This is a genomic window from Stutzerimonas chloritidismutans AW-1 (assembly GCF_000495915.1).
Lineage (GTDB): Bacteria > Pseudomonadota > Gammaproteobacteria > Pseudomonadales > Pseudomonadaceae > Stutzerimonas > Stutzerimonas chloritidismutans.
Genome location: NZ_AOFQ01000026.1, coordinates 20,475 through 46,178 on the forward strand (window position 1 = coordinate 20,475; position 25,704 = coordinate 46,178).

A 25,704-nucleotide genomic window follows, 5' to 3' on the forward strand; every position below is an offset into this window, starting at 1 on the left:
CGCACCGTAGCCGCTGCGCATTTTCTCCGCTGGCAAGGCATGCAACCTTACGCTTCATCGTTCCCTGCGTTGCCACCTTGTGCTTGAATGCGCGCCGCATACTCGATGCCACCGCCCGGTGAAACCGGCCCGAACCAGAGCCTCAGCATGATTCCGACTCCCGCCATTACCCCCACGCGCGGTCAGTATTTTCCCTATATCGATGGTCTGCGCGCCTTCGCCGTGCTGTCCGTACTGATCTATCACCTCAATCCGGCCTGGTTGCCCGGCGGCTTCGTCGGTGTGGACGTGTTCTTCGTCATCTCCGGCTTCGTCGTCAGCGCATCGATTGCGAGCTTCCGTGGACAGGGGCTGGGAGCCTTCCTGGCCTATTTCTATGCGCGCCGGATCAAGCGCATCTTTCCAGCACTGATCGTCTGCCTGCTGATCACCGCCTATGTCTCCGCGTTGTTCATTCCGTCGTCGTGGCTGAGTGCAGTGAACCAGCAAACGGGCTTGTTTGCCTTCTTCGGACTCAGTAATTTCATCCTGGCCCGGACTGGCCGCGATTACTTCGCACCGACTACCGAATTCAATCCCTACACCCACACCTGGTCGCTGGCCGTCGAGGAACAGTTCTACCTGATCTTCCCCTTCCTGATCATCGGCTGGCTGGTTTCCCGGCGCGGACGCTGGGTATCGGTAGGCCTGTTCGCCATCGGCTTGCTGGCTTCCATGGCATTTGCCGGCTGGCAGAGCGCGGCGAGCCCCACTCAGGCCTACTTCCTCAGCCCTAGCCGCTTCTGGGAACTGGCCGCTGGCGTGCTTCTGTACCAACTGATAACCCTTTTCCCGGCCATCACCGCCAGGCCCGCAGGCAGAGTGCGCGGCTGGCTGGGTGGGGCATCCCTCGGTCTGTTGCTGCTGGCATTCGTTGTTTCCACCGCCGAGCGTTTCCCCATGCCGGGAGCGCTGCTCGCCGTGCTGGGCACGCTGGGCTTGATCTACAGCCTGCACCTGCGGGACGACCTGAAGCGCCTGCACGGCCTGCTCGGCAGCAAGCCCCTGGTGGCCGTAGGCAAGATCTCCTATTCCCTCTACCTGTGGCACTGGCCGGTCTTCGTCCTGTTCCGCTGGACGGTGGGGCTGGAAACACCATTGCTGCGCGCCATCGCGGTGCTCCTGGCCTTTGCCCTGGCGATACTCTCGTATCGCCTGGTGGAAAATCCGCTGCGCCATGCCGGGCTGGTGCGGCGCGCCCCCCAGGGCGTCGTCATAATCTGCGGGCTGCTGGTGATCGGGGGCGGCTGGTGGCTTGCCGCACGGATGGCCGACAACCTGCACGAACTGTCGCTCAGCACCCTGAGCCGGAACCAGGACCTCTGGTACCCGCACGGCCCTGCCACGCGTGAAGGTTATCCGGGCTGCACGGCCGAGCCCGAATACCACGATGTCGAAGGCGGGTTGCTGCTTATTTACAAGCCGCGCGGCTGTGCTGAGCCCCGCCCCCTCGGCGAAGCCAGCATTCATGTGATCGGCGACTCCCATGCCCTGGCCTATGAAGGTCTGTTCAAGCAGTACGCCATCGCCCGCTCGGTACAGATCAACGCCTACAACAATGGAGGCTGCCCCTTCATCAGCCTGCAACCCTGGCGAGACCTGGACAACGCCGACTGCCGACGCTATGCCGACGCCGCGTTGCGCCATTTGCGTGAGCGCATCAAGCCTGGCGATATCCTCTTCCTGCCGTCGCTGCGCATACCGCGCTTCTCCGACCAGTGGGCCTATTTCGGCGAGGCCGATGCGCAAAGGCAGATGTTCGGTGCCGAAGCCCGTGCCGGTCGCGCCCGTGCCGAGGCGAATGCAATCGAGGTGCTGCGCGAATTCTCCGAGCGGGGCGTACAGATCGTCTTCGAGGCACCCAAGCCCCTGTTCAAGGCGCCGCCTTTTCGCTGCGCGGATTGGTTCAATAGGGCTAATCCCATCTGCGCGCAGGGCCTGCAAATCCCCCGGGAACTGATCGAGCGCTTCCGTGGCCCCGTATTGGCCAGTTACGATCATATCGCCAGCGCCGTACCTCGAGTCGGCGTCTGGGATCCACTCCCGGTTCTCTGCCCGGAGCCCGTTTGCGAAGCCGTGCGCGGCGAATTGCCGCTTTATCTTGACGGTGATCACCTGAGCGGATACGGCAACCTCCAGTTGTTCCGCGCGTTTGACGCCTACATGGCTGATCGTCTGAATTCTGCCGCCTCTAAATCGGATAAAAGGTAGTAGACGATTACGCAACTAATACTGATGTCGCGAAGGCCTCAATTTAATCGCCTGTCGCCCTTGTTTGTCGCGCGGAAAAATGTGTAGCATGACCCCGCTTAATACCGACAGGCTCCGGTTTGCGTCTAGGAATATGACGGGATCGGCCTTACCGCGGTGTTAGACGTAACCCATCAAGGGGGGCCATGCCCCGATGGGGCATGGCAAGCAGGCCGGGCCGACGGGCCCGAAACAACCAAAGCCTGTCTGTCGATTCGACTAAATATTGGAGAAGTAGGAAATGGCGAACGCTATCGCATCGCAAGTACAAGCGCTGTACGTAGGCTACCTGGGCCGCGCCGCGGATCAGGCCGGTCTGGACTTCTGGACCAACGCTATCACCGCCGGCACCTCGACCATCGAGTCCGTCGCCCTGGGCTTCACCCTGAGCCAGGAATACACCAGCAAGTATGAAGGGCTGACCACTACTCAGCTGGTTGAGCAGGTTTATTTCAATCTGCTCGGTCGCGCAGCGGATGCCGAAGGCAGCGCATTTTGGGCTGGTGAGATCGACAACGGCACCATTTCCGCTGATACCTTGATCGCATCGATGATTAATAGCCTGGGTGCTATCGATCAGCAAGTTATCGATAACAAAGTCTACGTTGCCAACGCTTACACTGCTTCGGCTGGTGCCGCTTACAACGTTGAAGCTGGTGCAGCTGTTTTGGTTGGTGTTGATGGCACTCAGGCTTCTGTTGCTGCAGCCCTGCAGAATATCGGCAATGGTACGGTGCCGGGCGCTGTCCCTGGCCTGGCTCTGTTCAATGCTATCGAAACTGCTGAGAAAGCTCTGGCCGCTTATCAGCTGGAAGCAGCCAAGCTGGCTGTTGCCGCTGGCGATGTGGACGATGTGGCTGACAACGTAGTCATCGCCGACAAGAAGGTCGGTCTGACTCTGACTGAAGCAACTGCCGCTGTTGGCTTTGCTCAAGCCGATCGTGACGCTTTGGTGTCTTCCACTACCAAAACCAGCGTTCTGGAACTTACTGCTTCCGAGGCCGCTACTGATCTCGCCGCTGCCAAGACCGCAGTGCAGGCCCAGGCAAATGGACCGCAAGCTGTCCGTACTTACGAAAGCGCAGTTGCTGCTTTCGCAGCTCTTACCGAAAACAGCGCGGCGCAGGAAGCTGCTGCTGAGGCAGGTTTCACCGCTGCTAACGGTACGATCAGCGTCGTAGAGCTGAACGCTACTCTGACCAATGACTTGACTGACGGCGCGTACGATACGATCTACGCTGCTCTGACCTCGCTGAGCACAACTGCCGCTGATCGCGCCAAGATTGTCGATGCTGTAAGCGAGCTGCAATACGGCAGTGATTTGGTTAAGTTGGCTGACAATGAGTATGCCATCAACAAAGCTGGCGATGCTGTTACGAAGGCTGAGACTGCGGTTAAGGCAATCACTGACGGCCAAGCATACTTGGTTGCCTTCGATACCAAAGCTGAAGCAGACGAGCTGCTGGCTGACGTCCGTGAGGCTGACGCAGTAATCAAGGCTTTGACAGCTATCGAAGCTGAGCTGACTAAGCTCGACGATGCTGTTACGAAGGCTGAAACCGCTCTAAGCGATTTTGAAAGCGATAACGACGTTGACTTCGTTGTAATCGATAGCCCCCTTACTCTGACTGACGATAGCAGCGATGTGCTTTATGTTGGTGCCGCTACTGGCGCTAGCGATGACGTTGTTTTCGCTAACTTTGGTGAGGGTAAGGCTGACTACATCCTGCTTGGCTCGGAGTACACCTTCAACAGCGGCGCGACTACTGCCGGTAACAACAACGTTCTTGAGTACTTCGTGATTCAAGACGGCGCGGACGCTAAGGTCGTAATTGAAACCGCTAAGTACGGTAGCGGTAGCTTGGGCTACGATGCGACCTCTGGTGAGATCAATGCCTCCACTGACGCTGTGGTAATCGAGTTGACTGGTGTGAATGTCGCTGACTTGGCGATTGCCAACGGCGTGATTAGCTACGTAGCTTGACGAAAGCCGTGTAGGCGGAGCACACCGTGTGGTGGTACACCGTCTGACTGGCTTAAACGAAACCCCGCTCTAACCGGCGGGGTTTTGCTTTTAAACAAAAGGACACCCACTTCCAATCCACAAAGCAAAAGCACAAAAAACAAACAAAAGGACACCCACTTTGTTTTGCTGAATTAGCCTTCTGCGCTACGCTTCATTCATTGCCCGCATCGAGCGGGCCCGGCAGGGATCGCCGACATGACACAGCCTCGCTCTATCCTCGTCAGCCTTGCCGACACCTCCTGGTATCACTGCGTTTGCCGCTGCGTGCGGCGAGCATTTCTTTGCGGCGACGACCGCCTTTCCGGCCAGAACTACGATCATCGCCGCGGCTGGATAGCCGAACGTATGAAGGAACTGGCGCAGGTGTTCGCCATCGACATCGCGGCCTACGCAGTGATGAGCAACCACTACCATCTGGTCGCCCACGTAGACCGCGCCCGCGCGCTGAGCTGGAGCACCGACGACGTGCTGGCGCGCTGGACGCGCCTGTTCAGCGGTCCGCCGCTGGTGGTGCGCTACTTGTCACCGGAGCGAGCAGCCCTGGGCGCCGCGGAGCTTGCGCGCATTGCGGAGTACGCTGAATGCTACCGCGCACGTCTGCACGACCTGTCCTGGTTCATGCGCGTACTGAACGAGTCCATCGCCCGCCAGGCCAACGCCGAGGACGAGTGCACCGGGCGCTTCTGGGAGGGGCGTTTCAAAAGCCAGGCGCTGCTCGATGAACAGGCGCTGCTCGCTGCAATGGCCTATGTGGACCTCAACCCGATCCGCGCCGGCATCGCCGAGACGCCGGAAGACTCGGACTACACCTCGATCCAGGAAAGGCTGGCAGACGCCAGAACCGCCACCGCACCGACTTCATTCACAGCAGCCCCCTTCGATATCCCTCCGCAAGCGCTTTCGCTTATCGTTCATCTGAGCCTGATGTTCTGGGGCGCACTGGTGCGTCATGCCCACGAACACGACACCTTGCCCAGGCTGGCGATGCTGGTCATGATCGGATTCGGGGCGGGCTGGATTACCGTTGGCCTGCTGGTGGGCGCACAGCATATGCTGGTCCGACCCAATGAGGCCCTGTTTCGCACCTTTGTGCCTTGCGCCGCTGGGGTGGCGATGTTCGTGTCGTTCGCTACATACATGAAACTGCGCGCGCGAGCACTTGTCTGGCTGGGGACGGTCAGTTATTCGCTCTACCTGTTTCACCCGGTCGCGCAGTACAGCCTGTCCTGGTTGGTACAGGCCACCGATATCGCTGTACTAAAGGGGTGGAGCACCGGTAGTTACATGCTTGCTACCGCCTCGTTGACTATCGGCATTTCCGCCCTGACGTATCGATATGTGGAAGTTCCCTTTCAAGCACTAGGGGGGCGGATCGCCAAGAACGTGGTCGAAGCGGAAAATCGCCAGCTCGCCTAAGCGGATTGGTTCAGGGGCTGTTCGGCCCAGCTCTCGCATCTCCTGATGCATCGTTATTCTTGGATCTGATACGTACGGCTGTTTCCTGAAGTAGACGCTGCCATGTTGATGGTGATGCATCAGGTCTAGGTCGGCGGGCCCGCTTGCCGTTTTGCGAGTCTATTGGGCTTCTTCAGTGGGCGGGGCGGTGATGAGTCTCGCCTGTAGAGAATGTCTTTAAATTCCAGCCAGAGGCTGCTTGGAACCACCCGTTGAAAGTCGGCGGCTTGCTTTGAGGTGGGATTCTCTTTTTGCAATAGCTTGCGATATACGAATTCGGCTGCGGTGCAATGCATGGCTAGCGACCGCCTTATTTGTTGCCGTTTACTTAAATGGATTGAGCTTAAGCGGTTTGCGGGTGGGCGGTGAGAAGGGGCTTGTGCTTGATAATTTCCAATAGCAAATGTGATGTCAGGGATAAAAGCTATTAGTCGTGGAGCTGATATTCGGTAGTTTTTGATATTAAAGTGCTGCTACGGTGCGACAGACGGTACTGCAATTATCGTTTTCTCTCTTTTTTGTTCAGCGTTTTTAGCTAAAAAAGATTCACCAGCTTGGAACAGGCTATGCCTTTGGGCATCAAGTTGGAGTGGGCCAAGCCCTAAGATGCCTTAGCACAATAAATCGTTCTGGAATTGGAGATATTCGTATGGCGACCGCTACCGTATCGCAGGTACAAGCGCTTTATGTAGGCTATTTGGGCCGCGCGGGAGATCAGGCAGGGCTGGATTTCTGGCTCGATGCCATCCGCAATGACGTGTCGACTCTCGAATCCGTTGCCTTGGGTTTTACTCTTAGCGAGGAGTATCAGGGACTCTATGGTGGCCTTCCTGTCGAGGAGTTTGTTGCAACGGTTTATAGGAATGTGTTGGGGCGAGACCCGGATGAAGAGGGGCTGGCTTTCTGGGTGAATGAAATTGGAAATGGTGTGATTTCGGCCGATACGCTTGTAGCCTCGATGATCAATAGTCTGGGTGAGGTGGATCAGCGCACTATCGATAACAAGATATTTGTCGCCAATACCTATACGGTAGCGGCGGGAGATAACTACACTCCTGCTGCTGGCGCGCGAATCGTTGCGGATGTTAGTTCCGATCCGGCATCGGTAAGCGCAGCACTTGAGATGCTGGAAGACGGCTCGTTGCCGGGTGCCGTTCCTGGCTTGGCATTGTTCAATGCAATTGCTGCTGCCGAGGCTGAACTGGCTGGCTATGGCGAGCAACTTGCCACCGATTTTCCGGATTGGGATGCCGACGATAGCGGAGAGGTAAGTCTCACTGAAGCACAGGGTGCGCTGGATAGTGCGATTGCGGTTCGCGCTGCTATCGGCGGAGGCGAGACTACCAATGTTCTGGCCGCCCGTCTGGATACAGCCGAGGCCAACTATGCCAATGCCCGTGCGGCTGCGGTTGCGCAGCAGGGCGGAAACCAGGCTGTGACCGAATACGAGGCCGCTGTTGAGGCATCCCTGGCGTTGGAAGAAAATGATCCAGCCGACGAGGCTGCCGCGCAAGCCGGTTTCAACGCGGCCATTGGCAGTAGTGCAACTGTCTCGTATGCATCACTGGACGCATTGACGTCCGCTGCCGTTACGGACTACGCAACGCTCTATGCGGCGCTCTCCGACCCGGCTACTGCGAGCGCGGAAAGGGCCGATCTGGTGGAGGCCGTCAGCGGCTTGAGCTTCGGCCAGCAGGTGGCCGCGTTGGCTGCCAACGATCTGGCAATTACCGAAGCCGACGCGGCTGTCACTGCTACCGAGGGCGCCGTGACGGCGCTTGGCTCTGCCGGCACGAGCTATCTGGCGACCAGCCAGGCACGCATCGTTGCGATGGATCTACTTGAGGACGCTCAGGAGGCTGATGCGGCTGTTGCAGCTATTCAGCCGATTGTCGACCAGTTCAGCTCATTGGACCGCGCTGTTGACACTGCTGAAACTGCATTCTCGACTTACCTGGCCGCTAACCCGAACGTGAACTACGACGAACTGGATGATGGTGCCGCCGCAGGATCGACAGGCAACGACGTCTTCGTGTTTGCCGAGGCGCCTACGACTGCGGATTTCGCGATAGCGAACTTTGGTGCCCAAGGCAACGACAGTCTGGTGATCGGCGGCGCTTTCGCCTACAACGAAGGGGCTACGAGTGCTGGCGACAATAATGTCTCCGAGTTTTTCATCGTTCAGGGCGCAGCTGGTGCACAGATCGTTATCGAAACGACGCCGTTTGCTAGCAGCTCCGTAACTGCCGGTACCAATGGAAGCATTACGGCTTCCCCTGATGCCGCCGTGATCACGTTGACGGGTGTGAGCGCGGATGAGCTGCAATTCAGCAATGGTGTGATCAGTCACGTTGCGTGAGAGTAGTGGCGGATGTGAGTTCGCCTAATAGAAGAGGCCGCCTTCCGGGGCGGCCTCGTTGTATTCAGTAGCTGGCGACAGTGCGGTACGCGTCGCAAGTACGTGCCGCGAAGCGCGACCAGGTAAACGAGCCGGCCAAGCGCAGGCCGATGTCGGAGCGCTGGTTACGGAGAGCGCTGTCTGCGAACAGGCGTTGCAGGCAGTCGCTGAGTGCTTCGGTACTGCCTTGACTGAATAGTAATGGCGCCTCACCGGCGAATTCTGCCATGGAGGTGCCTGCGGTGCAGACGACAGGAACGCCACTGGCCATGGCTTCAAGTACAGGCAGGCCAAAACCCTCGTAAAGCGATGGATAGGCGAAGGTGGCGGCTCCAGCATAAATCTGCGGCAGCTCTTCTGAGGGGACGTACCGCAGCCAGCGTAATCCTTCGCTACTTTCCAATTCGCGGACGCGATCAAGCATCTGTTGATTGCGCCAACCGGACGAGCCCACGAGGACCAAGGGGAATTCGCGACGCATCTCGCCTGGTAGCCGAGCCCAGGCATCCATGAGCAGGTCCACGCCTTTGCGTGGTTCAAGCGTACCCACGAACAACAGGTAGCTGCCGTGACGCAGGCCATGGCGGGTCATGACGGTTTGAGTCTGTTCAGCGCTTCTTGGGTGGTAGGAGGCATCCACACCTAGGTGAATGGCCCGGACGCGCTCAGGTTCTACATTCAGCCGTTCGATCAGCTCCGAGCGCACCAGCTCTGAGACTGTCAATAGCATGTCTGCTCGCTTGATGGTGTCGTTCAGGCCGCCCATCATCCATTCCACGCGCTCCGTCGGATGGAATTGTGGGTAGTGAATGAAGGAAAGGTCATGAATCGTCGCCACCTTGGGGCCGGGATGATTCTTGAGAATGAAGTTGGGCTCGTGATAGAGGTATCCACGATGGCGGCGTGTCTGTTGAAGGAGGCGCAGGTCGCGAACTGCCTGACGGGCGCCATAAGCGCCAGGAATCTTGCGTATGAACGATACCAGTCCGCTGGATGCAGCGTTACGTACAGGACTGGCCTGATGGTAATTCGCTGCGGCCTCGTCGCATTGCTGCAGCATCTGTTCGGGGCTCAGGAAGTGCTGGCCATCAAAGCAGCGGAAGTCCTTGATTTCTCCACGCCGACTCAGCTCTTGAACCAAGTGGTAGGTGTAGTTACCGATGCCCGTCAAGGGAGGGCGCATGGATTCAGTATTGAGCAGCAGGTTCATTGGTTGGGATGTCCTATTGGCCGGCGCGGCCTGTCGGCGCTGAAATGCGGTCGCGGAGTTTATCAGGCCTAGGCTCCATGGTCTGCGCTTGGCCCTGGTTGGTTGCGCCTGTCAGGGGGGCAATTGATAATGCCTGGCATGTGACGCTACTTTTTTCCTTTGGACGGATCCACGATGTTTATCCCGGTAATTCTTGCAGGTGGCAGCGGCTCCAGGCTGTGGCCATTGTCGCGTCAGCAGTACCCCAAGCAGTTCCTCGCTCTTGATGGCCAGCAGCGCGGGACAATGCTGCAGAGGACGTTGTCACGGCTGCAGGGACTCGAACACGGCGATCCGCTGGTGGTTACCAACGAGCAGCACCGGTTCGTGGTCGCCGAACAGTTGCAGTTGAAGCGGCAGTCGGCACGCCGGGTCATTCTCGAGCCGCTGGCTCGTAACACGGCACCCGCTATTGCGCTGGCCGCATTGGAGGCGAGCAGCAGTGGTGAGGACCCGGTATTGCTGGTGCTTGCCGCCGATCATTACATTGAGGATGACGCTGCTTTTCGTGAGTCCGTGAAGGTTGCGCTGCAGCATGCGCAGGCCGGTCGGTTGGCGACGTTCGGTATTCGTCCCTCACGGGCCGAGACGGGCTTCGGCTACATCCAGTGTGGCGCGCGGATAATGCCCGAGGGATTTGCGATCGAAGGCTTCAGGGAAAAACCTGCGCCCGATGTCGCTGAGCAGTATGTTCAGGATGGGCGTTATCTCTGGAACAGCGGAATGTTCATGTTCCGTGCATCGGTTCTGCTCGATGAGCTCAGGCGCCTGCGACCCGACATACTCGAGGCCTGTCGTGAAGCGTGGCAGCAGGCTGAAGAAGATGCCTATTTCATCCATGTAGCAGCCGAGGGATTCGCGCGCTGCGATGATGAATCTATCGACTACGCCGTGATGGAGCACACCCATTCGGGTGTTGTGGTTCCGTTGGATGCGGGCTGGAATGATCTTGGCAGTTGGGCCGCTATCTGGGACATTTCCGAGCGGGACGCGCAGGGTAATAGTGTACAGGGCGATACGATGATCGCAGGCGCTCGCAATACCTTGGTACGCTCCCAGCACCGGTTGGTGGCGGCTGTCGGTGTCGAAGACCTGGTCATTGTGGAAACCAAGGACGCTGTACTGGTCACCCATCGAGAAAAGTGCCAGCAGGTCAAGGAAGTCGTCCAGCGCTTGCAGGCCGAGGAGCGGGAAGAGCATGCCAGCCATCCACTGGTAAGTCGTCCGTGGGGCCATTACGACACGGTCGACAAGGGTGAGCGCTATCAGGTCAAGCGCATCACCGTGCTGCCCGGTGAGTGCCTGTCATTACAGTTGCATTATCACCGCGCCGAGCACTGGATCGTCGTATCCGGAACTGCCAAGGTCGTATGTGGCGACAAGGAGATGATTCTTTCGGAGAATCAGTCGACCTATATCCCGCTGGGTATCAAGCACTCGTTGTCGAATCCAGGCAAGGTGCCGCTGGAACTCATCGAGGTGCAGTCCGGCGCGTATCTGGGTGAGGATGACATCGTTCGCTTCGAGGACCGCTACGGGCGTGCGCGGTCGTAACTGGCAGGTGCCTGTAACGCTGGCGATGCGCGGATCCTTTCGAGATTGAATCATTCCAGCGTTATCTGGCGCATCATTTCAATTTCAGGCTTCGTCGCAATCCCAAGGTCGTAAGCTCGGTTCCGTTTGGTCAATGGCCTGTGACAGGTGATGAAGGCACAGTTCGATCGCGTGGTTGCGTTGCTGCTCGTTATCCCACTCGATCTTCGACAGGGTTTCGATAGCATCCAAGTCGCCATTTTCGCTGACCAGCATGCCGTGGCGAACCAGAAAGGTCTGGCCGTTGAGTGAGAGGCGAACCGGGTCCGGTCCTTCCAGCGATGCCCGTGCGGCGAGTAACGCTTCGATATGCGCGCGAAGCGCGTGGAGGTGGCGTCTGCGGCTGAATCACCAGTCATGGCATTCATCCGGCAGGTGTGTGCTGGATTTATCTCGGTTTGCTCAAGTGGCCTAATGTCTTCAGTTTGATGGCTTAATTTCGTCGCACCCGTTCGGGTGTTCGACGGACGGACTCGCCTGGCTCGGTCCGCCATGTGCCGGGTCGGTTGACGCTTGCGGCTTTGCCCGACGCGAGCGCGTAGAATTGCCGCCTGGCAGTCAGGGATGGCTGCGTATGGCAGAGAGACGCTGAGCTTGAAGAGAAAGATTCTAGTAACCGGAGGAACCGGCTTCGTGGGGGGCGCGCTGCTGCAGCGCCTGGTCGCCTGTCCGGACGTGCAGGCTCTCGCCTGGGCGCGCCGTGTGGATTCGCTATGGCCTGCTGGCGTGGTTCCCGTGCCCGTTTCGTTCAGCCGCACCTTTGCCGCGGGTTCGCCGGTCGAAAATGTCGATACGGTCATTCACTGCGCGGCGCGGGTCCATGTCATGCAGGACGAGGCCGCGGATCCGCTGGCGGAGTTTCGCAAGATCAATGTGGACGCCACGCTCGAGCTGGCACGCAGCGCCGTGGCGGCGGGCGCGCGGCGGTTCATCTTCATCAGTTCGATCAAGGTCAACGGCGAGTCGACGCCGGCTGGCAGGCCCTTCACGGCCGATGACCTGCCGCAGGCGGCCGATCCCTATGCGCTATCCAAGCTCGAGGCCGAGCAGGGGTTGCGGGCGCTCGCCCGGGAGACGGGGCTGGAGATCGTTATCGTTCGCGCGCCGCTGGTGTATGGCCCCGGCGTGAAGGGCAATTTCCGCAGCATGATGGACTGGCTGATGAGGGGCATCCCGTTGCCGCTCGGTGCCGTTGAGAACAAGCGAAGCCTGGTCGCCCTGGACAACCTCGTCGACCTCCTGTGCACCTGCATCGATCACCCGGCCGCTGCCGGCGAGACCTTGCTCGCCAGTGACGGCGAGGACCTCGCGACCCCGGATCTGCTTCGGCGTCTGGGTGCGGCGCTGGATACGCCGGTGCGCTTGCTGCCGGTCCCCGGGGGGCAACTGGAGTTCCTCGCCCGGATGCTCGGCAAGCGCGCCGCCTTCGACCGGCTGTGTGGTTCACTTCAGGTCGACATCGGCAAGACCCGCTCACTGCTGAGTTGGGCGCCGCCCGTCGGTGTGGATGATGCGCTGCGCGCAACTGCGGCGGACTATATCCGGCGGCGGCAAGTATGAGCTGGGCGCTCTTCCTGCTCGCGACCTTGGCCGCTTTCGGTCTGACCGGGCTGTTGCGCCGCTATGCCTTGCAGCGCAGCCTGCTGGATAAGCCCAATGCACGCAGCTCGCATACGGTTGCAACCCCTCGCGGGGGAGGCATGGCGTTTGTCCTGGTGTTTCTTTCGCTGCTGCTGGCGCTGTGGCTTTGCGCCGGGCTCGAAAGTGACCTGATGATCGCCCTGCTGGGGGCCGGTGGTGGCGTCGCCGCCCTCGGCTTTGCCGACGACCATGGCCATATCGCAGCACGCTGGCGCTTGCTGGGTCATTTCGTGGCGGCCGCCTGGTCACTGTTCTGGCTGGGCGGGCTACCGCCAGTGGTTCTGTTTGGGGTGCCGTTCGACCTAGGTTGGGTGGGGCACGTGCTGGCCGCTGTTTTCCTGGTCTGGTTGCTCAATCTCTACAACTTCATGGATGGCATCGATGGCATAGCGGCAGTGCAGGCCATCTGTGCCGGTGGCGGGGCCGTGCTCTGCTACGCTGCCGTGGATGCGGGTGCGTTCACCCTGATGGCTGGGGGCGCGAGCGAGCTGCTGTTGACCTGCGCGGTGCTGGGGTTTCTGTTCTGGAACTTCCCGCGGGCGCGCATATTCATGGGCGATGTGGGAAGCGGCTTTCTCGGCATCGTGATCGGCATTCTTGTGCTGCAGGCCACCTGGCAGCATCCGCAGCTGCTGTGGAGCTGGCTGATTTTGCTCGGCGTGTTCATCGTCGACGCAACTTTCACCTTGCTCCGTCGTCTTTTGCGGGGCGAAGCTGTCTATCAGGCTCATCGCAGCCATGCGTATCAGGCTGCGGCGCGGCGCTTTAGCCGCCATGCGCCGGTGACGATTGCGGTTGGACTGATCAACCTGGGTTGGCTTCTGCCCTGGGCGGTGGGGGTGGCCTTGGGCGGAGTCGACGGTGCGACGGCCATGCTGATCGCCTATGTGCCCTTGTTGTGCCTCTGCCTTTGGCTTGGCGCCGGTGCGGCTGAGACGGCCAGATGATGGCGTTGCGAGGTGGCGATTTGCACATGCGCGGTTTTGGGACGAATGACGTTGACGGTAGGGGAATGAAATGAATGTTGCGTGATCGCCTACTGGGCCTGCCCCGACGGTACAAGCGCCTGCTGCAGGTGCTGGCCGATGTCATCTTGGTATGGATCTCGTTGTGGCTGGCGTTCGTGGTGCGGCTGGGCTCGTTCGGCCCGATCGAGCCGCTCGGGGGGCATGCCTGGTTGTTCGCCCTGGCCCCGGTGCTGGCTATTCCGCTGTTCATCCGCATCGGCATGTACCGAGCGGTGATGCGCTATCTCGGCAACGATGCGCTGATCACCATTGCCAAGGCGGTGACGTTTTCTTCGCTGCTGCTGGCGCTGGCGATCTACTGGTATCGCGATGCGCCAGCGCTGGTGCCGCGCTCGCTGGTATTCAACTACTGGTGGATCAGCCTGATGCTGCTCGGCGGGCTGCGCCTGTTGTTGCGACAGTACGTGCTGGGTGACTGGTACGCCGGCATGCTGGCCGTCCCGTTCGGACGTGACGACGGCCTGACGCGTGTAGCCATCTACGGCGCGGGCGCGGCCGGCAATCAGCTGGCGGCGGCGTTACGAATGGGGCGTGCCATGCGTCCGGTTGCCTTCATCGACGACGATGGCGACTTGGCCAATCGGGTCATTGCCGGGCTCAAGGTGTACAAGCCCAGGCATATCGATCAGATGATCGGAGACACGGGGGCTAGCGAAGTGTTGCTGGCGATTCCATCCGCCAGCCGGGCGCGGCGTCGGGAGATTCTTGCCGATCTGGAGCGATATCCGCTGCACGTCCGGTCGGTACCCGGGTTCATGGATCTCGCAAGCGGCCGGGTGAAGGTGGAAGATCTCCAAGAGGTCGATATCGCCGACCTGCTTGGGCGCGACAGCGTCGCCCCGGACGAGAGGCTGCTGGCACACTGCATGCAGGGCAAGGTCGTGCTGGTCACTGGCGCGGGGGGGTCGATCGGCTCCGAGCTCAGTCGCCAGATCCTGCGGCTGTCGCCAACGGTGCTGCTTCTGCTTGACCACAGTGAATACAACCTGTACGCCATCCACGCCGAGCTCGAGCAGCAGGTCGGTGAGCGGGCGCTTCAGCTGGAGCTGATCCCCATCCTGGGCTCGGTCGGCAATGCCGATCGGCTGCTCGACGTGATGCGCACCTGGGGCGTCGATAGCGTCTATCACGCTGCGGCCTACAAGCATGTGCCAATGGTCGAGCACAACGTCGCCGAAGGCGTGATGAACAACGTGATCGGCACGCTCAACTGTGCGCAGGCGGCGATTCAGGCGGGTGTTTCTCACTTCGTATTGATTTCGACCGACAAGGCGGTGCGCCCGACGAATGTCATGGGCAGCACCAAGCGCCTCGCGGAAATGGCACTGCAGGCCCTGAGCAGCGAAACGGCGCCAGTGCTGTATGGGCAGGCGGGCGTCAACCATGTGAACCGGACACGCTTCACCATGGTCAGGTTCGGCAATGTGCTGGGGTCGTCCGGCTCGGTGATACCGCTGTTTCGCGAACAAATTCGCCGGGGTGGGCCTGTCACTGTCACCCATCCCAAGATCACCCGTTATTTCATGACCATCCCCGAGGCTGCCCAGCTGGTGCTACAGGCAGGCTCAATGGGGCAGGGCGGGGACGTGTTCGTGCTCGACATGGGCTCTCCGGTGCAAATCGTCGAGCTTGCCGAGAAGATGATTCACCTGTCGGGACTATCCGTGCGCTCCGAAAGCAATCCTGCCGGCGACATTGCCATACAGTTCACCGGCCTGCGGCCGGGCGAGAAGCTTTACGAGGAGTTGCTGATTGGCGACAACGTCACCCCGACCCAGCATCCGATGATCATGTCGGCGAACGAAGCCTGCCTGCCATGGGCCGAGTTCTGCGATGTGCTGGACAGACTCCTGCAGGGGCTGGACCGTGACGACTTCGAGCAGGTTAGGCTGGTCATGCGTGCCACGGTCGATGGCTACTCGCCACGCGAGGAGATCGTCGATTGGATCCACCGGCGGCGGGCACGAGTGCCGCCGACGTAGGGCTCGGTCAGAGATATTTCGCTTTTAAGATGCCTTCGAGTTGTTCATGGGGAATGAACAGTTCAGGGTGCCCGCTCGAGTACGGCGCGATGCTATACACGTCGTACTTGAGCAACACGCTGTCTTTCAGCAGTGCAATGTTGGCGGTCTGCTGGAAGGGCCAGAAGTCGAGGAACTCGGCGTCCTGGGCGTGGCCGTTCTCCACCAGCCAGCGTTGATGGGCCTGGCGCGCGACGCGCCAGAAGCTGCCTTCCTGTCCCGGAATCAGCAGGTCTTCCAGGCGCAGCTCGCGGTTCTGCTCGCGATCATAGTTGATGAAGCCACGCCCGGGCATGCCGTGGGCGCCGCCGACGTACAGATAGCTGGACAGCTCGACGATCAGGATGTCGCCGTGCTGCTCGCGCAGCTTGGCTTGCAGGTAGCTGCTCCAGCCCGGCTCGGCAGCGCGCAGAAACTGTTGCTGGTAACGCTCGAGCGAATCGGGCAGGCGATCATCCGGACCATTGATGGTCATCCGACGCAGGCGCGCGTCGATCAGGCTGTTCAGTTCGGGTTCATCGGCGAAGGTCAGGGTGTCGATGTTCACCAGCGGGCAGTCTTCGCCCTGGCAGCCCTGCGGGCGCTGCTCGGTGAGGTTCTGGCGCACCTCCACCGGACGTTCGGAGGAGAGGTGCTGGCAGCCGCTCAGCAGCACGACAAGGCTGCCCAAGAGGATCAGAGTGCGGATGGATGCGGTTCGATTCATGGTTGGTCCAGACATGGCAGTGCGCTTTCGATTGCCGAAGACACCTGAAGTTCGTGCGGCGCTGCAGGTGGAGCTTTCTTCGGCTACGGTGGTCTGCAAAGGGCTGCGCCAGCGACGATGTCGCGTTAGGATGGCGACGAAGCCGCTCACGTTGTGACGGTTGCAGTCGCCCGCCGTCACGTAAGGCGCGGTTCAAACCGATATGAGTAGTACCCGATGAGCGAGACCTTCAAGCCCGGACCGGATGATGTCCAGATCCTCCGACGAGAGCAATGCTTCAGCGGTTTTTACCGGCTGGAACGCCTGCACCTGCGTCATCGCCAGTTCAGCGGTGCCATGGGCGCGGAGTTGAGTCGCGAGCTGTTCGTGCGGCATGACGCCGTGTGCGTGCTGCCCTACGATCCGCAGCGCGATCAGGTGGTGCTTATCGAGCAGTTCCGCGTGGGTGCGCTGGGCAAGGTTGAGAACCCCTGGCTGATCGAGCTGGTGGCGGGGCTGATCGACAAGGACGAGTCACCTGACGCGGTGGCCCGGCGCGAGGCGATCGAAGAAGCCGGGCTGGAGCTCGGCGAGCTGTGGCCGATCACCCGGTACTTTCCGTCTCCGGGCGGCAGCGATGAACAGGTGCATCTCTACATCGGCCGCTGCGACAGCGAAGGCGCGCAAGGCGTCTTCGGTCTGGACGAGGAAGGCGAGGATATTCGCGTGCATGTCTGGCCGCTGCAGCAGGCAATCCGCGCGGTCAACGAGGGTCGAATCGACAACGCGGCCAGCATCATTGCACTGCAGTGGCTGGCCTTGAATCGCGAGCAGGTGCGGGGGGAGTGGGCATGAGGAAGACGCGCGAGCGATACCGAGTCGATCTGCTCGAACTGCAGTCGGCCTGCGAGGCCAATTACCTGCGCCTGATGCGCCTGCTGCCGGGCATGCGTAACGGTTGCGACGCGCGCCGCATCGCCATCAGTCAGGGCGACATGTTGCTCGGTGTGCTGGTGCTCGAGGTGCTGGAGAGCTGCCCTTACACCACGACCTTGCAGGTCAGTCAGGAGAACTGCTTGACCTGGTTGCCGGTGCCGAAGATGGAGGTGCGGGTTTACCACGATGCGCGCATGGCCGAAGTCATTCGCGCCGAGAATGCGCGACGTTTCCGCGGCATTTATCACTACCCCAACGCGCAGATGCACCAGCCGGACGAGAAGAACCAACTCAATCTGTTCCTCGGCGAATGGCTGGGCCACTGTCTGGCCTGCGGGCACGAGCTGGAACCGGTGCTCTGACCCCTTGCACCATGCCTTGATAGCCTGATAGTGCGCTTGATCCGCCCTGGATGCGCAGCGCTATTCTGTGATCCAAGCCCACATCCCGAGGTTTACCCCCCTGCCGGGCACCTACCATAATTCCGTTGCGATTTAGCTCAAGGAGAAGGGCATTGCCTGGTGCGTCCCTGACTGTTGAAGATTCGGTTCTGCTGGTGCAGCTTACCGACAGCCATCTGTTTGCCGAAGCGGACGGCAAGCTGCTGGGCATGAATACCTGTGACAGCCTGGAGCAGGTGGTCGAGCTCGCCATCGACGAGCAGCCGCGCATCGACCTGATCCTTGCCACCGGCGACCTGTCGCAGGATGGCTCGGTAGCGTCCTACCAGCGGTTCCGCCGGCTTGCCGAACGCATCGAAGCACCAGCGCGCTGGTGTCCGGGGAACCACGACGAGCTGGCAGCAATGCGTGAGGCCTGCCGTGGCAGTGCGCTGATGGAGCCGGTGCTGGAGATCGGCGGCTGGCGTGTGGTGATGCTCGATACGCTGGTGGCGGGCTCGGTGTTCGGCATGCTGCGCAACGATCAGCTGGAACTGCTCGAGCGTGCACTGAGTGAAGCGCCGGACCATCACCATCTGATCTGTCTGCACCATCATCCGGTGTCCATCGGCAGCCGCTGGATGGATACCATCGGGCTGCGCAATCCTGACGCCCTGTTCGAGGTGCTGGATCGTCACAGCAACGTGCGTGCATTGCTCTGGGGTCATATCCACCAGGAGTTCGATAGCTGGCGTAACGACGTACGCCTGCTGGCGTCGCCATCGACCGGCGTGCAGTTCGCCCCGCAGAGTGAAGACTTTCAGGTCGACAACGTCGCGCCGGGTTATCGCTGGCTGCGGCTATATGCCGATGGGCAGCTGGAAACCGGAGTTTCCCGGGTCAGCGGTATCGAGTTCGAGATCGACTACAGCGTCAAGGGCTACTAACGCGGCTCTGCGCGCAGTGACACGCGCTGGCGGTACTTGCCAGCAGATACCCCGAGCCCACCCATCATGCCGCCGGCCTGCTTGCAGACGGCGGCAGGTGCCTTGTAGCCTTGCGGTTTTCCTACGAACTGTATCCATGTCCAGCTATTCACCTTCGATTCTCTATATCCACGGTCTCAACAGCTCACCGGTCTCGCAGAAGGCCAGCCGGTTGTCCGCTGCGCTGGAGAAACTGGGCATGGCCGAACGCTTGCGGGTCCCCGCACTGCACCATCATCCGCGTCAGGCCATCGCCCAACTCGAAGCATGCCTGGCCGAGCTCGGCCGGCCGTTGCTGGTCGGCAGCTCGCTTGGCGGCTACTATGCGACGCACCTCGCCGAGCGCCATGGCCTCAAGGCATTGCTCATCAATCCGGCCGTGACACCGCACCGCCGGTTCGACGGTTATCTTGGGCCGCAGACCAATCTGTATAGTGGGGAAGTCTGGGACCTCACCGACGATCATGTAACCGCCTTGGCGGAACTGGAAACCGCGCCACCACAGGATGCCGAGCGCTATCAGGTCTGGCTGCAGACGGGCGACGAGACGCTGGATTACCGTGACGCCGCGCAGTTCTATCGTGGCTGTGCACTGCGCATTCAGGCCGGTGGTGACCATGGCTTTCAGGGATTTGCCGAGCGTCTGCCGGCGCTGCTGGCCTTTGCCGGCTTCGAGCCGCAGGCATGGCTTGATCTGCTCTGAAGGGATGCTGATGCGCGGCGCAACGTTAGCGCGGCTGGTCGGCGGCCAGGGTGGTTTCGCGAACGCGGACCTGCCATTTCATTCGGGCTGTTGCGCGGATTTCGCTGCCCGCAAGGGCTGATTCATTCAGAACATAAGGACAGTGCCAGACAGATGTCTTATACCGCAGAAGCCATCGAGGTTCTTTCCGGCCTCGACCCGGTGCGCAAGCGCCCGGGCATGTACACCGATACCTCGCGGCCCAACCACCTGGCCCAGGAAGTCATCGACAACAGCGTCGACGAAGCCCTCGCCGGCCATGCCCGCTCGGTTCAGGTGATCCTGCATCAAGACAATTCGCTGGAAGTGATCGACGACGGCCGTGGCATGCCGGTGGACATCCACCCGGAAGAGGGTGTGCCGGGCGTCGAGCTGATCCTCACCAAGCTTCACGCCGGCGGCAAGTTCTCCAACAAGAACTACCAGTTCTCCGGTGGTCTGCACGGGGTCGGCATCTCGGTGGTCAACGCCCTGTCGAGGCGGGTCGAAGTGACCGTCAAGCGCGACGGCAGCGAATACCGCATGAGCTTCGCCGATGGCTTCAAGGCCACTGACCTGGAAGTCATCGGCAGCGTCGGCAAGCGCAACACCGGTACCAGCGTGCGCTTCTGGGCCGATCCGAAATACTTCGATTCCCCCAAATTCTCCATCAGCCGCCTCAAGCATGTGCTCAAGGCGAAGGCCGTGCTCTGCCCGGGGCTGAGCGTCGGCTTCGAGGACAAGAGCAGCGGCGAGAAGGTCGAGTGGCACTACGAGGACGGCCTGCGTTCGTACCTGGTCGACTCGGTCAGCGATTACCTGCGCCTGCCCGACGAGCCCTTCGTCGGCACCCTGGCGGGCAACACCGAGGCGGTGGACTGGGCGCTGCTGTGGCTGCCGGAAGGTGGCGAGAGTGTCCAGGAGAGCTACGTCAACCTGATTCCAACGGCCCAGGGCGGCACCCATGTCAACGGCTTGCGCCAAGGGCTGCTGGACGCCATGCGCGAGTTCTGCGAATTCCGCAACCTGCTGCCGCGCGGGCTGAAGCTGGCTCCGGAAGACATCTGGGAGCGCATCGCCTTCGTCCTCTCGATGAAGATGCAGGAGCCGCAGTTCTCCGGGCAGACCAAGGAGCGCCTGTCGTCCCGCGAGGCCGCGGCATTCGTCTCCGGTGTGGTCAAGGATGCCTTCAGCCTCTGGCTCAATGCCCACCCGGAGCTGGGCATGCAACTGGCCGAGCTGGCGATCAGCAACGCCGGGCGCCGCCTCAAGGCCGGCAAGAAGGTCGAACGCAAGAAGATCACCCAGGGCCCGGCGCTGCCGGGCAAGCTGGCCGACTGCGCCGGGCAGGACCCGATGCGCGCCGAGCTGTTCCTGGTCGAGGGTGACTCGGCCGGCGGCTCGGCCAAGCAGGCGCGGGACAAGGAGTTCCAGGCGATCATGCCGCTGCGCGGCAAGATCCTGAACACCTGGGAAGTCGACGGCGGCGAAGTGCTGGCCAGCCAGGAAGTTCACGACATCGCCGTCGCCATCGGCGTCGATCCGGGCGCGGCCGATCTGGGCCAGCTGCGTTACGGCAAGATCTGCATCCTCGCCGACGCCGACTCAGACGGCCTGCACATCGCCACGTTGCTTTGCGCCCTGTTCGTTCAGCATTTCCGCCCTCTGGTCGAGGCCGGCCATGTCTATGTCGCCATGCCGCCGCTGTACCGCATCGATCTGGGCAAGGACATTTTCTACGCGCTGGACGAGGCCGAGCGCGACGGCATCCTCGAGCGTCTGGTTGCTGAAAAGCGCCGCGGAAAGCCTCAGGTCACCCGATTCAAGGGCCTCGGTGAGATGAATCCGCCGCAACTGCGCGAGACCACCATGGACCCCAACACGCGTCGATTGGTACAGCTGACCCTGGATGATTTCGAGGGCACCCGCGAGATCATGGACATGCTGCTGGCCAAGAAGCGCGCCGGCGACCGCAAGAGCTGGCTCGAGTCCAAGGGCAATCTGGCCGAGGTGCTGGTTTGATCCGCCGTTGGCTGGCAGCGCTGAGTCTGGCTTCGGCACCGCTCTGGGCCAGCGAGCCGGCGCCCGAACTGAAATTGCTCGGCGAGCACCCGGTGGCCGGAATAACCGGTGGCAACCTGTCCGGAATGGCCTGGTGCGGCGATGCCTTGTGGGCCGTTTCCGATCGCGAGGACGACGTTCTCTATCGTCTGGATACCAGCGTCTCGCCCTGGCAGGCGGAGCCCGAGCGTTTCGAGGCGGCCCCGCCACCGGACAGCGGCTTGCCCTGGGGCATGCGCATGCGCGCCTGGGTCAGTGGCCAGGTGCGGGGTGGTCAGCTGGATTTCGAAGGTCTGAGTTGTGACAGCCTGGGCAACCGCTACGTGGTCAGTGAGGCCCATGCCGGCGTGCTGCGGGTCAGCCCGGCGGGTACGGCAGAATGGCTGCGCCTGCCCGATACGCTGGTACGACAGGCGCGGGCCAGCGGCATGCTCTGGCACTTCAACGCGCTGTTCGAAGGGATCGCCGTCGATCCGAAGGCCGAGCGCATGTGGATTGCGGCCGAACGCGAGCGCCGCGGTCTTCTGGTGCTGCATCGTCAGCAGAGCAGCTGGCAGTGCACGGGCGGTTGCGTGCTGATGGCCGACGGGGGCGATCAGCTGCCGCCCGCTGCGCTGGGCGATGCGCCGCTGCCAAAGAGCTTCGCTGCGGTGGCGTTCTTCGCCGACAAGCTTTTCGTGCTCGAGCCCTCGGCCTACCGCGTCTGTCGTCGCAACCCGGCCACTGGAGTGGTCGAGCGCTGCTGGTCATTTGCCGAGGAAGCCTTGACCGAGGCGCGCCGTTACGCTGAGCCCTACGGCAATGCCGAGGCGTTGTGGGTCGATGCCGAAGGCGCATGGATCGGGGTTGACAACAACGGCAAGGCCCGTGGTGATGGCGAAAAGCGCCCGATTGTCTGGCGTTTTGCCGCGCCTGATGGCGGCTGGGGTGCGAAGCCGTGAGCCAGACCGCCGGGCGGCGTGCCGGGCGCGTGATGCTGGTGCTCGCCTGGGGCGTCGGACTGTTCCTGGCCACCCGCTTTTTCGCCGCTTGGGAGGAGGATCGGCTCAACCCCAATCGGCAGCCGGTTTCCCAGCTGCAGGGCGAGCAGATCGAAGTGCAGCTGGCCGGCAATGTCCAAGGCCATTTCGTCGCCAGCGGGCGGATCAATGGCGAGGCGGTCACCTTTCTGCTGGATACCGGTGCTACCGACGTCGCGGTGCCGGCCGAGCTGGCCGAACGGCTAGGACTGGAGCGCGGCGCGCCGGTGATGCTGCACACCGCCAACGGCCAGACCACCGGTTATCGCACCGTGCTGTCGAGCCTCGATCTGGGTGACATCCGCCTGCACGACGTGCGCGCTATCGTCGCTCCCGGCTTTCGCAGCGAACAGGTTCTGCTCGGTATGAGCGCACTGAAGCAGCTTGAATTCACCCAGCGCGCTGGCACCCTGGTGCTGCGCCAGCAACTACCTCAGGGGCAAGACCGATGAGGGCGCTCATACAGTCCACGGTGCCTGTCCTGGCTTCGTTGAATCTCGATGAAAGCCGCGGCTTCTACACGACCTATCTGGGTTTCCAGGTCGTGCTGCAGGCCACTGACTACCTGATCGTGGAGCGCGACGGTGCGCAGCTGCATTTCTGGCTTTGCACGGAGCGCCACGTTGCCGAGAACACCTCCTGCTACATACGTACCGGCGATTGCCAGGCGCTGTACCGGGAGTTCTGTCAGCGTGGCCTGGTCCTGGACGCGCCCGTTATGCAGCCCTGGGGCATGCAAGAACTTTATGTCATCGACGCCCACGGCAACTTGCTCAAGTTCGGCGAGCAACCAGCCGTGAGTCATCCATCCTTTGCTGAAGAAAACTGCTGATGAGCGAATCCCTCGACCTGAGCCTGGACGGCGTGGAGCGTCGCTCCCTCGCCGATTTCACCGAGCAGGCCTACCTCAACTACTCCATGTACGTGATCATGGATCGCGCACTGCCGCATATCGGCGACGGTTTGAAGCCGGTGCAGCGGCGCATCATCTATGCCATGAGCGAACTCGGCCTGGGCGCCGACGCCAAGCACAAGAAGTCCGCACGTACCGTCGGTGACGTGCTCGGCAAGTTTCATCCGCATGGCGACAGTGCCTGCTACGAAGCCATGGTGCTGATGGCGCAGCCGTTCAGCTATCGCTACACGCTGGTCGATGGTCAGGGCAACTGGGGCGCGCCGGATGATCCCAAGTCCTTCGCCGCCATGCGTTACACCGAGGCCCGGCTGTCGCGTTATTCCGAGGTGCTGCTTAGCGAGCTGGGGCAGGGTACGGTGGAGTGGGTGCCGAACTTCGATGGCCCCCTCGACGAGCCGGCGACGCTACCGGCGCGCCTGCCCAACCTTTTGCTCAACGGCACCACCGGCATCGCCGTGGGCATGGCCACCGATGTGCCGCCGCACAACCTGCGTGAAGTGGCGAGCGCCTGCATACGTCTGCTCGACGAGCCGAGCGCCAGTGTCGAGCAGCTCTGCGAGCATGTGCTGGGGCCGGATTTCCCGACCGAGGCGGAGATCATCACGCCGCGTGCGGACCTGCTGAAGATCTATGAGACAGGTCGAGGTTCCGTTCGCATGCGGGCCGTCTACCGTGTCGAAGACGGCGACGTCGTGGTCACCGCGCTGCCGCACCAGGTGTCCGGCTCCAAGGTGCTCGAGCAGATCGCCGGGCAGATGCAGGCCAAGAAGCTGCCGATGGTCGCCGACCTGCGCGATGAGTCGGATCATGAGAACCCCTGTCGCATCGTTATCATCCCGCGCTCCAACCGGGTCGATGTCGAAGCGCTGATGCAGCACTTGTTCGCCACCACCGATCTGGAGTCCAGCTACCGGGTCAACACCAACGTGATCGGGCTCGATGGTCGCCCACAGGTGAAGAACCTGCGCACCCTGCTCAGCGAGTGGCTGACCTATCGCATCGGTACGGTACGCCGTCGCCTGCAGTTCCGCCTGGACAAGGTCGAGAGGCGTCTGCACCTGTTGGAAGGCTTGCTGGTGGCCTTCCTCAATCTGGATGAAGTGATCCACATCATCCGTACCGAAGATCAGCCCAAACCGGTGCTGATGGCGCGCTTCGAGCTTTCCGAGCTGCAGGCCGACTACATCCTCGACACCCGCCTGCGTCAGCTGGCGCGGCTGGAAGAGATGAAGATCCGCGGCGAGCAGGACGAGCTGGCCAAGGAGCGCGAGAAGCTGCTGGCGCTGCTGGGTAGTGAAACCAAGCTGAAGAAACTGGTGCGCAAGGAGCTGATCGAGGACGCGGAAACCTACGGCGACGATCGCCGCTCGCCGATCGTCGAGCGTGCCGAGGCGCGGGCGCTGTCGGAAAACGAGCTGCTGCCGTCCGAGCCGGTGACCGTGGTGATCTCCGATAAAGGCTGGGCGCGCTGCGCCAAGGGCCATGATGTCGATGCCAGCGGGCTGTCCTACAAGGCGGGAGATGGCTTCAAGGCAGCTGCGGCCGGGCGCTCGAATCAATATGCGGTGTTCATCGACTCCACTGGGCGCAGCTATTCGCTGGCGGCGCACTCGCTGCCTTCGGCGCGAGGCCAGGGCGAGCCGCTCACCGGCCGGCTGACGCCACCGCCGGGCGCGAGTTTCGAATGCGTGATGCTGCCCGATGATGAGGCGCTCTACGTGATCGCCTCGGACGCCGGCTACGGTTTCGTGGTCAAGGGCGAAGACCTGCAGGCCAAGAACAAGGCGGGCAAGGCGCTGCTCTCGCTGCCGAAAGGCGCCAAGGTCGTCGCGCCGCGGCCGCTGGCCAGTCGCGAGGAGGATTGGCTGGCTGCAGTGACGACCGAGGGCCGTCTACTGGTGTTCCCGGTGCGGGATCTGCCGCAGCTGGGCAAGGGCAAGGGCAACAAGATCATCGGCATCCCCGGCGAGCGGGTCGCGAGCCGCGAGGAGTATCTGGTCGATCTCGCCGTGTTGCCGACCGGTGCGACACTGGTGTTGCAGGCGGGCAAGCGCACGCTGTCGCTCAAGGCCGAGGATCTGGAGCACTACAAAGGCGAACGTGGCAGGCGCGGCAACAAGCTGCCACGAGGCTTCCAGCGCGTCGAAGGCTTGCTGGTCGAAGCATGACCAAACGTATTGGCGCTGGAATCGAAGGCCGCTTTCACGGAAGATAGCGGCCTTTCCAGCCTGCGGCATGTTGCCCGGTGCTTTCTTTCGCGTCGGCGGAGTCGATTGTCCGGCGAGACATATGCACGAGGC

The 25,704-nt window shown here is 61.5% G+C and carries 20 protein-coding genes; 17 read left to right on the forward strand and 3 right to left on the reverse strand.

Going from position 1 to position 25,704, the window contains the following annotated elements; all coding sequences use genetic code 11:
* Nucleotides 1–147 precede the first annotated feature (147 nt).
* From F753_RS33345 to F753_RS33360, 4 genes are all read left to right on the forward strand, one after another.
* Nucleotides 148–2,250 (forward strand): acyltransferase family protein, encoded by a 2,103-nt coding sequence (locus F753_RS33345; RefSeq protein WP_245218632.1) that lies wholly within the window; start codon nt 148–150, stop codon nt 2,248–2,250.
* 280 nt (nt 2,251–2,530) lie between these two features.
* Nucleotides 2,531–4,273 (forward strand): DUF4214 domain-containing protein, encoded by a 1,743-nt coding sequence (locus F753_RS33350; protein ID WP_023444883.1) that lies wholly within the window; start codon nt 2,531–2,533, stop codon nt 4,271–4,273.
* Between the two features lie 237 nt (nt 4,274–4,510).
* Nucleotides 4,511–5,731: an acyltransferase family protein gene (locus F753_RS33355; RefSeq protein WP_245218633.1), complete on the forward strand. Its 1,221-nt coding sequence runs from the start codon at nt 4,511–4,513 to the stop codon at nt 5,729–5,731.
* Nucleotides 5,732–6,419: 688 nt separating this feature from the next.
* Complete coding sequence (locus tag F753_RS33360) at nt 6,420–8,129, forward strand: DUF4214 domain-containing protein (RefSeq protein ID WP_023444885.1); 1,710 nt, start codon at nt 6,420–6,422, stop codon at nt 8,127–8,129.
* 64 nt (nt 8,130–8,193) lie between these two features.
* On the opposite strand, the gene F753_RS33365 is transcribed toward F753_RS33360, so the two are convergent.
* Complete coding sequence (locus F753_RS33365; RefSeq protein ID WP_014818916.1) at nt 8,194–9,378, reverse strand: glycosyltransferase family 4 protein; 1,185 nt, start codon at nt 9,376–9,378, stop codon at nt 8,194–8,196.
* Nucleotides 9,379–9,552: 174 nt separating this feature from the next.
* On the opposite strand from F753_RS33365, the gene F753_RS33370 reads away from it, so the two are divergent.
* Entirely contained in the window at nt 9,553–10,971 is a 1,419-nt protein-coding gene (locus F753_RS33370; protein WP_017246559.1) for a mannose-1-phosphate guanylyltransferase/mannose-6-phosphate isomerase, read from the forward strand.
* 84 nt (nt 10,972–11,055) lie between these two features.
* On the opposite strand, the gene F753_RS49970 is transcribed toward F753_RS33370, so the two are convergent.
* Nucleotides 11,056–11,226, reverse strand: a complete 171-nt coding sequence (locus tag F753_RS49970) for a hypothetical protein (protein WP_014818918.1) — start codon at nt 11,224–11,226, stop codon at nt 11,056–11,058.
* A 378-nt stretch (nt 11,227–11,604) separates the two neighbouring features.
* Between F753_RS49970 and F753_RS33375 the strand changes: the two genes are divergently transcribed.
* From F753_RS33375 to F753_RS33385, 3 genes are all read left to right on the forward strand, one after another.
* Nucleotides 11,605–12,570 (forward strand): NAD-dependent epimerase/dehydratase family protein, encoded by a 966-nt coding sequence (locus F753_RS33375; protein ID WP_080583086.1) that lies wholly within the window; start codon nt 11,605–11,607, stop codon nt 12,568–12,570.
* On the forward strand, nt 12,567–13,598 hold the full coding sequence (locus F753_RS33380) for an MraY family glycosyltransferase (protein ID WP_014818920.1): 1,032 nt from the start codon (nt 12,567–12,569) through the stop codon (nt 13,596–13,598). The genes F753_RS33375 and F753_RS33380 overlap by 4 nt, the downstream gene beginning before the upstream one ends.
* A 74-nt stretch (nt 13,599–13,672) precedes the next feature.
* Complete coding sequence (locus F753_RS33385) at nt 13,673–15,661, forward strand: polysaccharide biosynthesis protein (protein WP_023444887.1); 1,989 nt, start codon at nt 13,673–13,675, stop codon at nt 15,659–15,661.
* Between the two features lie 7 nt (nt 15,662–15,668).
* On the opposite strand, the gene F753_RS33390 is transcribed toward F753_RS33385, so the two are convergent.
* Entirely contained in the window at nt 15,669–16,406 is a 738-nt protein-coding gene (locus F753_RS33390) for an RsiV family protein (RefSeq protein ID WP_023444888.1), read from the reverse strand.
* 216 nt (nt 16,407–16,622) lie between these two features.
* Here F753_RS33390 and F753_RS33395 point away from each other — a divergent pair, with 216 nt between their 5' ends.
* From F753_RS33395 to parC, 9 genes are all read left to right on the forward strand, one after another.
* Entirely contained in the window at nt 16,623–17,240 is a 618-nt protein-coding gene (locus F753_RS33395) for an NUDIX domain-containing protein (RefSeq protein ID WP_023444889.1), read from the forward strand.
* Nucleotides 17,237–17,683 (forward strand): DUF1249 domain-containing protein, encoded by a 447-nt coding sequence (locus F753_RS33400; protein WP_003301652.1) that lies wholly within the window; start codon nt 17,237–17,239, stop codon nt 17,681–17,683. The genes F753_RS33395 and F753_RS33400 overlap by 4 nt, the downstream gene beginning before the upstream one ends.
* 152 nt (nt 17,684–17,835) lie before the next feature.
* Nucleotides 17,836–18,648, forward strand: a complete 813-nt coding sequence (gene cpdA / locus F753_RS33405) for a 3',5'-cyclic-AMP phosphodiesterase (protein WP_023444890.1) — start codon at nt 17,836–17,838, stop codon at nt 18,646–18,648.
* Nucleotides 18,649–18,784: 136 nt separating this feature from the next.
* Entirely contained in the window at nt 18,785–19,390 is a 606-nt protein-coding gene (locus tag F753_RS33410) for a YqiA/YcfP family alpha/beta fold hydrolase (RefSeq protein ID WP_023444891.1), read from the forward strand.
* Nucleotides 19,391–19,543: 153 nt separating this feature from the next.
* On the forward strand, nt 19,544–21,430 hold the full coding sequence (parE, locus tag F753_RS33415) for a DNA topoisomerase IV subunit B (RefSeq protein ID WP_023444893.1): 1,887 nt from the start codon (nt 19,544–19,546) through the stop codon (nt 21,428–21,430).
* A complete protein-coding gene (locus F753_RS33420; protein WP_023444894.1) occupies nt 21,427–22,410 on the forward strand; it encodes an esterase-like activity of phytase family protein in 984 nt (327 codons plus the stop codon). The genes parE and F753_RS33420 overlap by 4 nt, the downstream gene beginning before the upstream one ends.
* Nucleotides 22,407–22,940, forward strand: coding sequence for a retropepsin-like aspartic protease family protein (locus F753_RS33425; RefSeq protein ID WP_003301658.1), 534 nt, complete (start codon nt 22,407–22,409; stop codon nt 22,938–22,940). Before F753_RS33420 ends, F753_RS33425 begins: the two co-directional genes overlap by 4 nt.
* Complete coding sequence (locus F753_RS33430; RefSeq protein ID WP_031297512.1) at nt 22,937–23,320, forward strand: bleomycin resistance protein; 384 nt, start codon at nt 22,937–22,939, stop codon at nt 23,318–23,320. Before F753_RS33425 ends, F753_RS33430 begins: the two co-directional genes overlap by 4 nt.
* Complete coding sequence (gene parC / locus F753_RS33435) at nt 23,320–25,572, forward strand: DNA topoisomerase IV subunit A (protein WP_023444896.1); 2,253 nt, start codon at nt 23,320–23,322, stop codon at nt 25,570–25,572. Before F753_RS33430 ends, parC begins: the two co-directional genes overlap by 1 nt.
* The last annotated feature ends 132 nt before the right edge of the window (nt 25,573–25,704 follow it).

Bases quoted from the DNA above. Each gene is read 5' to 3' on its own strand.
- F753_RS33345 (WP_245218632.1), top strand. From the start codon at position 148: ATGATTCCGACTCCCGCCATTACCCCCACGCGCGGTCAGTATTTTCCC.
- F753_RS33350 (WP_023444883.1), top strand. From the start codon at position 2,531: ATGGCGAACGCTATCGCATCGCAAGTACAAGCGCTGTACGTAGGCTAC.
- F753_RS33355 (WP_245218633.1), top strand. From the start codon at position 4,511: ATGACACAGCCTCGCTCTATCCTCGTCAGCCTTGCCGACACCTCCTGG.
- F753_RS33360 (WP_023444885.1), top strand. From the start codon at position 6,420: ATGGCGACCGCTACCGTATCGCAGGTACAAGCGCTTTATGTAGGCTAT.
- F753_RS33365 (WP_014818916.1), bottom strand. From the start codon at position 9,378: ATGAACCTGCTGCTCAATACTGAATCCATGCGCCCTCCCTTGACGGGC.
- F753_RS33370 (WP_017246559.1), top strand. From the start codon at position 9,553: ATGTTTATCCCGGTAATTCTTGCAGGTGGCAGCGGCTCCAGGCTGTGG.
- F753_RS49970 (WP_014818918.1), bottom strand. From the start codon at position 11,226: ATGCTGGTCAGCGAAAATGGCGACTTGGATGCTATCGAAACCCTGTCG.
- F753_RS33380 (WP_014818920.1), top strand. From the start codon at position 12,567: ATGAGCTGGGCGCTCTTCCTGCTCGCGACCTTGGCCGCTTTCGGTCTG.
- F753_RS33385 (WP_023444887.1), top strand. From the start codon at position 13,673: ATGTTGCGTGATCGCCTACTGGGCCTGCCCCGACGGTACAAGCGCCTG.
- F753_RS33390 (WP_023444888.1), bottom strand. From the start codon at position 16,406: ATGAATCGAACCGCATCCATCCGCACTCTGATCCTCTTGGGCAGCCTT.
- F753_RS33395 (WP_023444889.1), top strand. From the start codon at position 16,623: ATGAGCGAGACCTTCAAGCCCGGACCGGATGATGTCCAGATCCTCCGA.
- F753_RS33400 (WP_003301652.1), top strand. From the start codon at position 17,237: ATGAGGAAGACGCGCGAGCGATACCGAGTCGATCTGCTCGAACTGCAG.
- F753_RS33410 (WP_023444891.1), top strand. From the start codon at position 18,785: ATGTCCAGCTATTCACCTTCGATTCTCTATATCCACGGTCTCAACAGC.
- parE (WP_023444893.1), top strand. From the start codon at position 19,544: ATGTCTTATACCGCAGAAGCCATCGAGGTTCTTTCCGGCCTCGACCCG.
- F753_RS33430 (WP_031297512.1), top strand. From the start codon at position 22,937: ATGAGGGCGCTCATACAGTCCACGGTGCCTGTCCTGGCTTCGTTGAAT.
- parC (WP_023444896.1), top strand. From the start codon at position 23,320: ATGAGCGAATCCCTCGACCTGAGCCTGGACGGCGTGGAGCGTCGCTCC.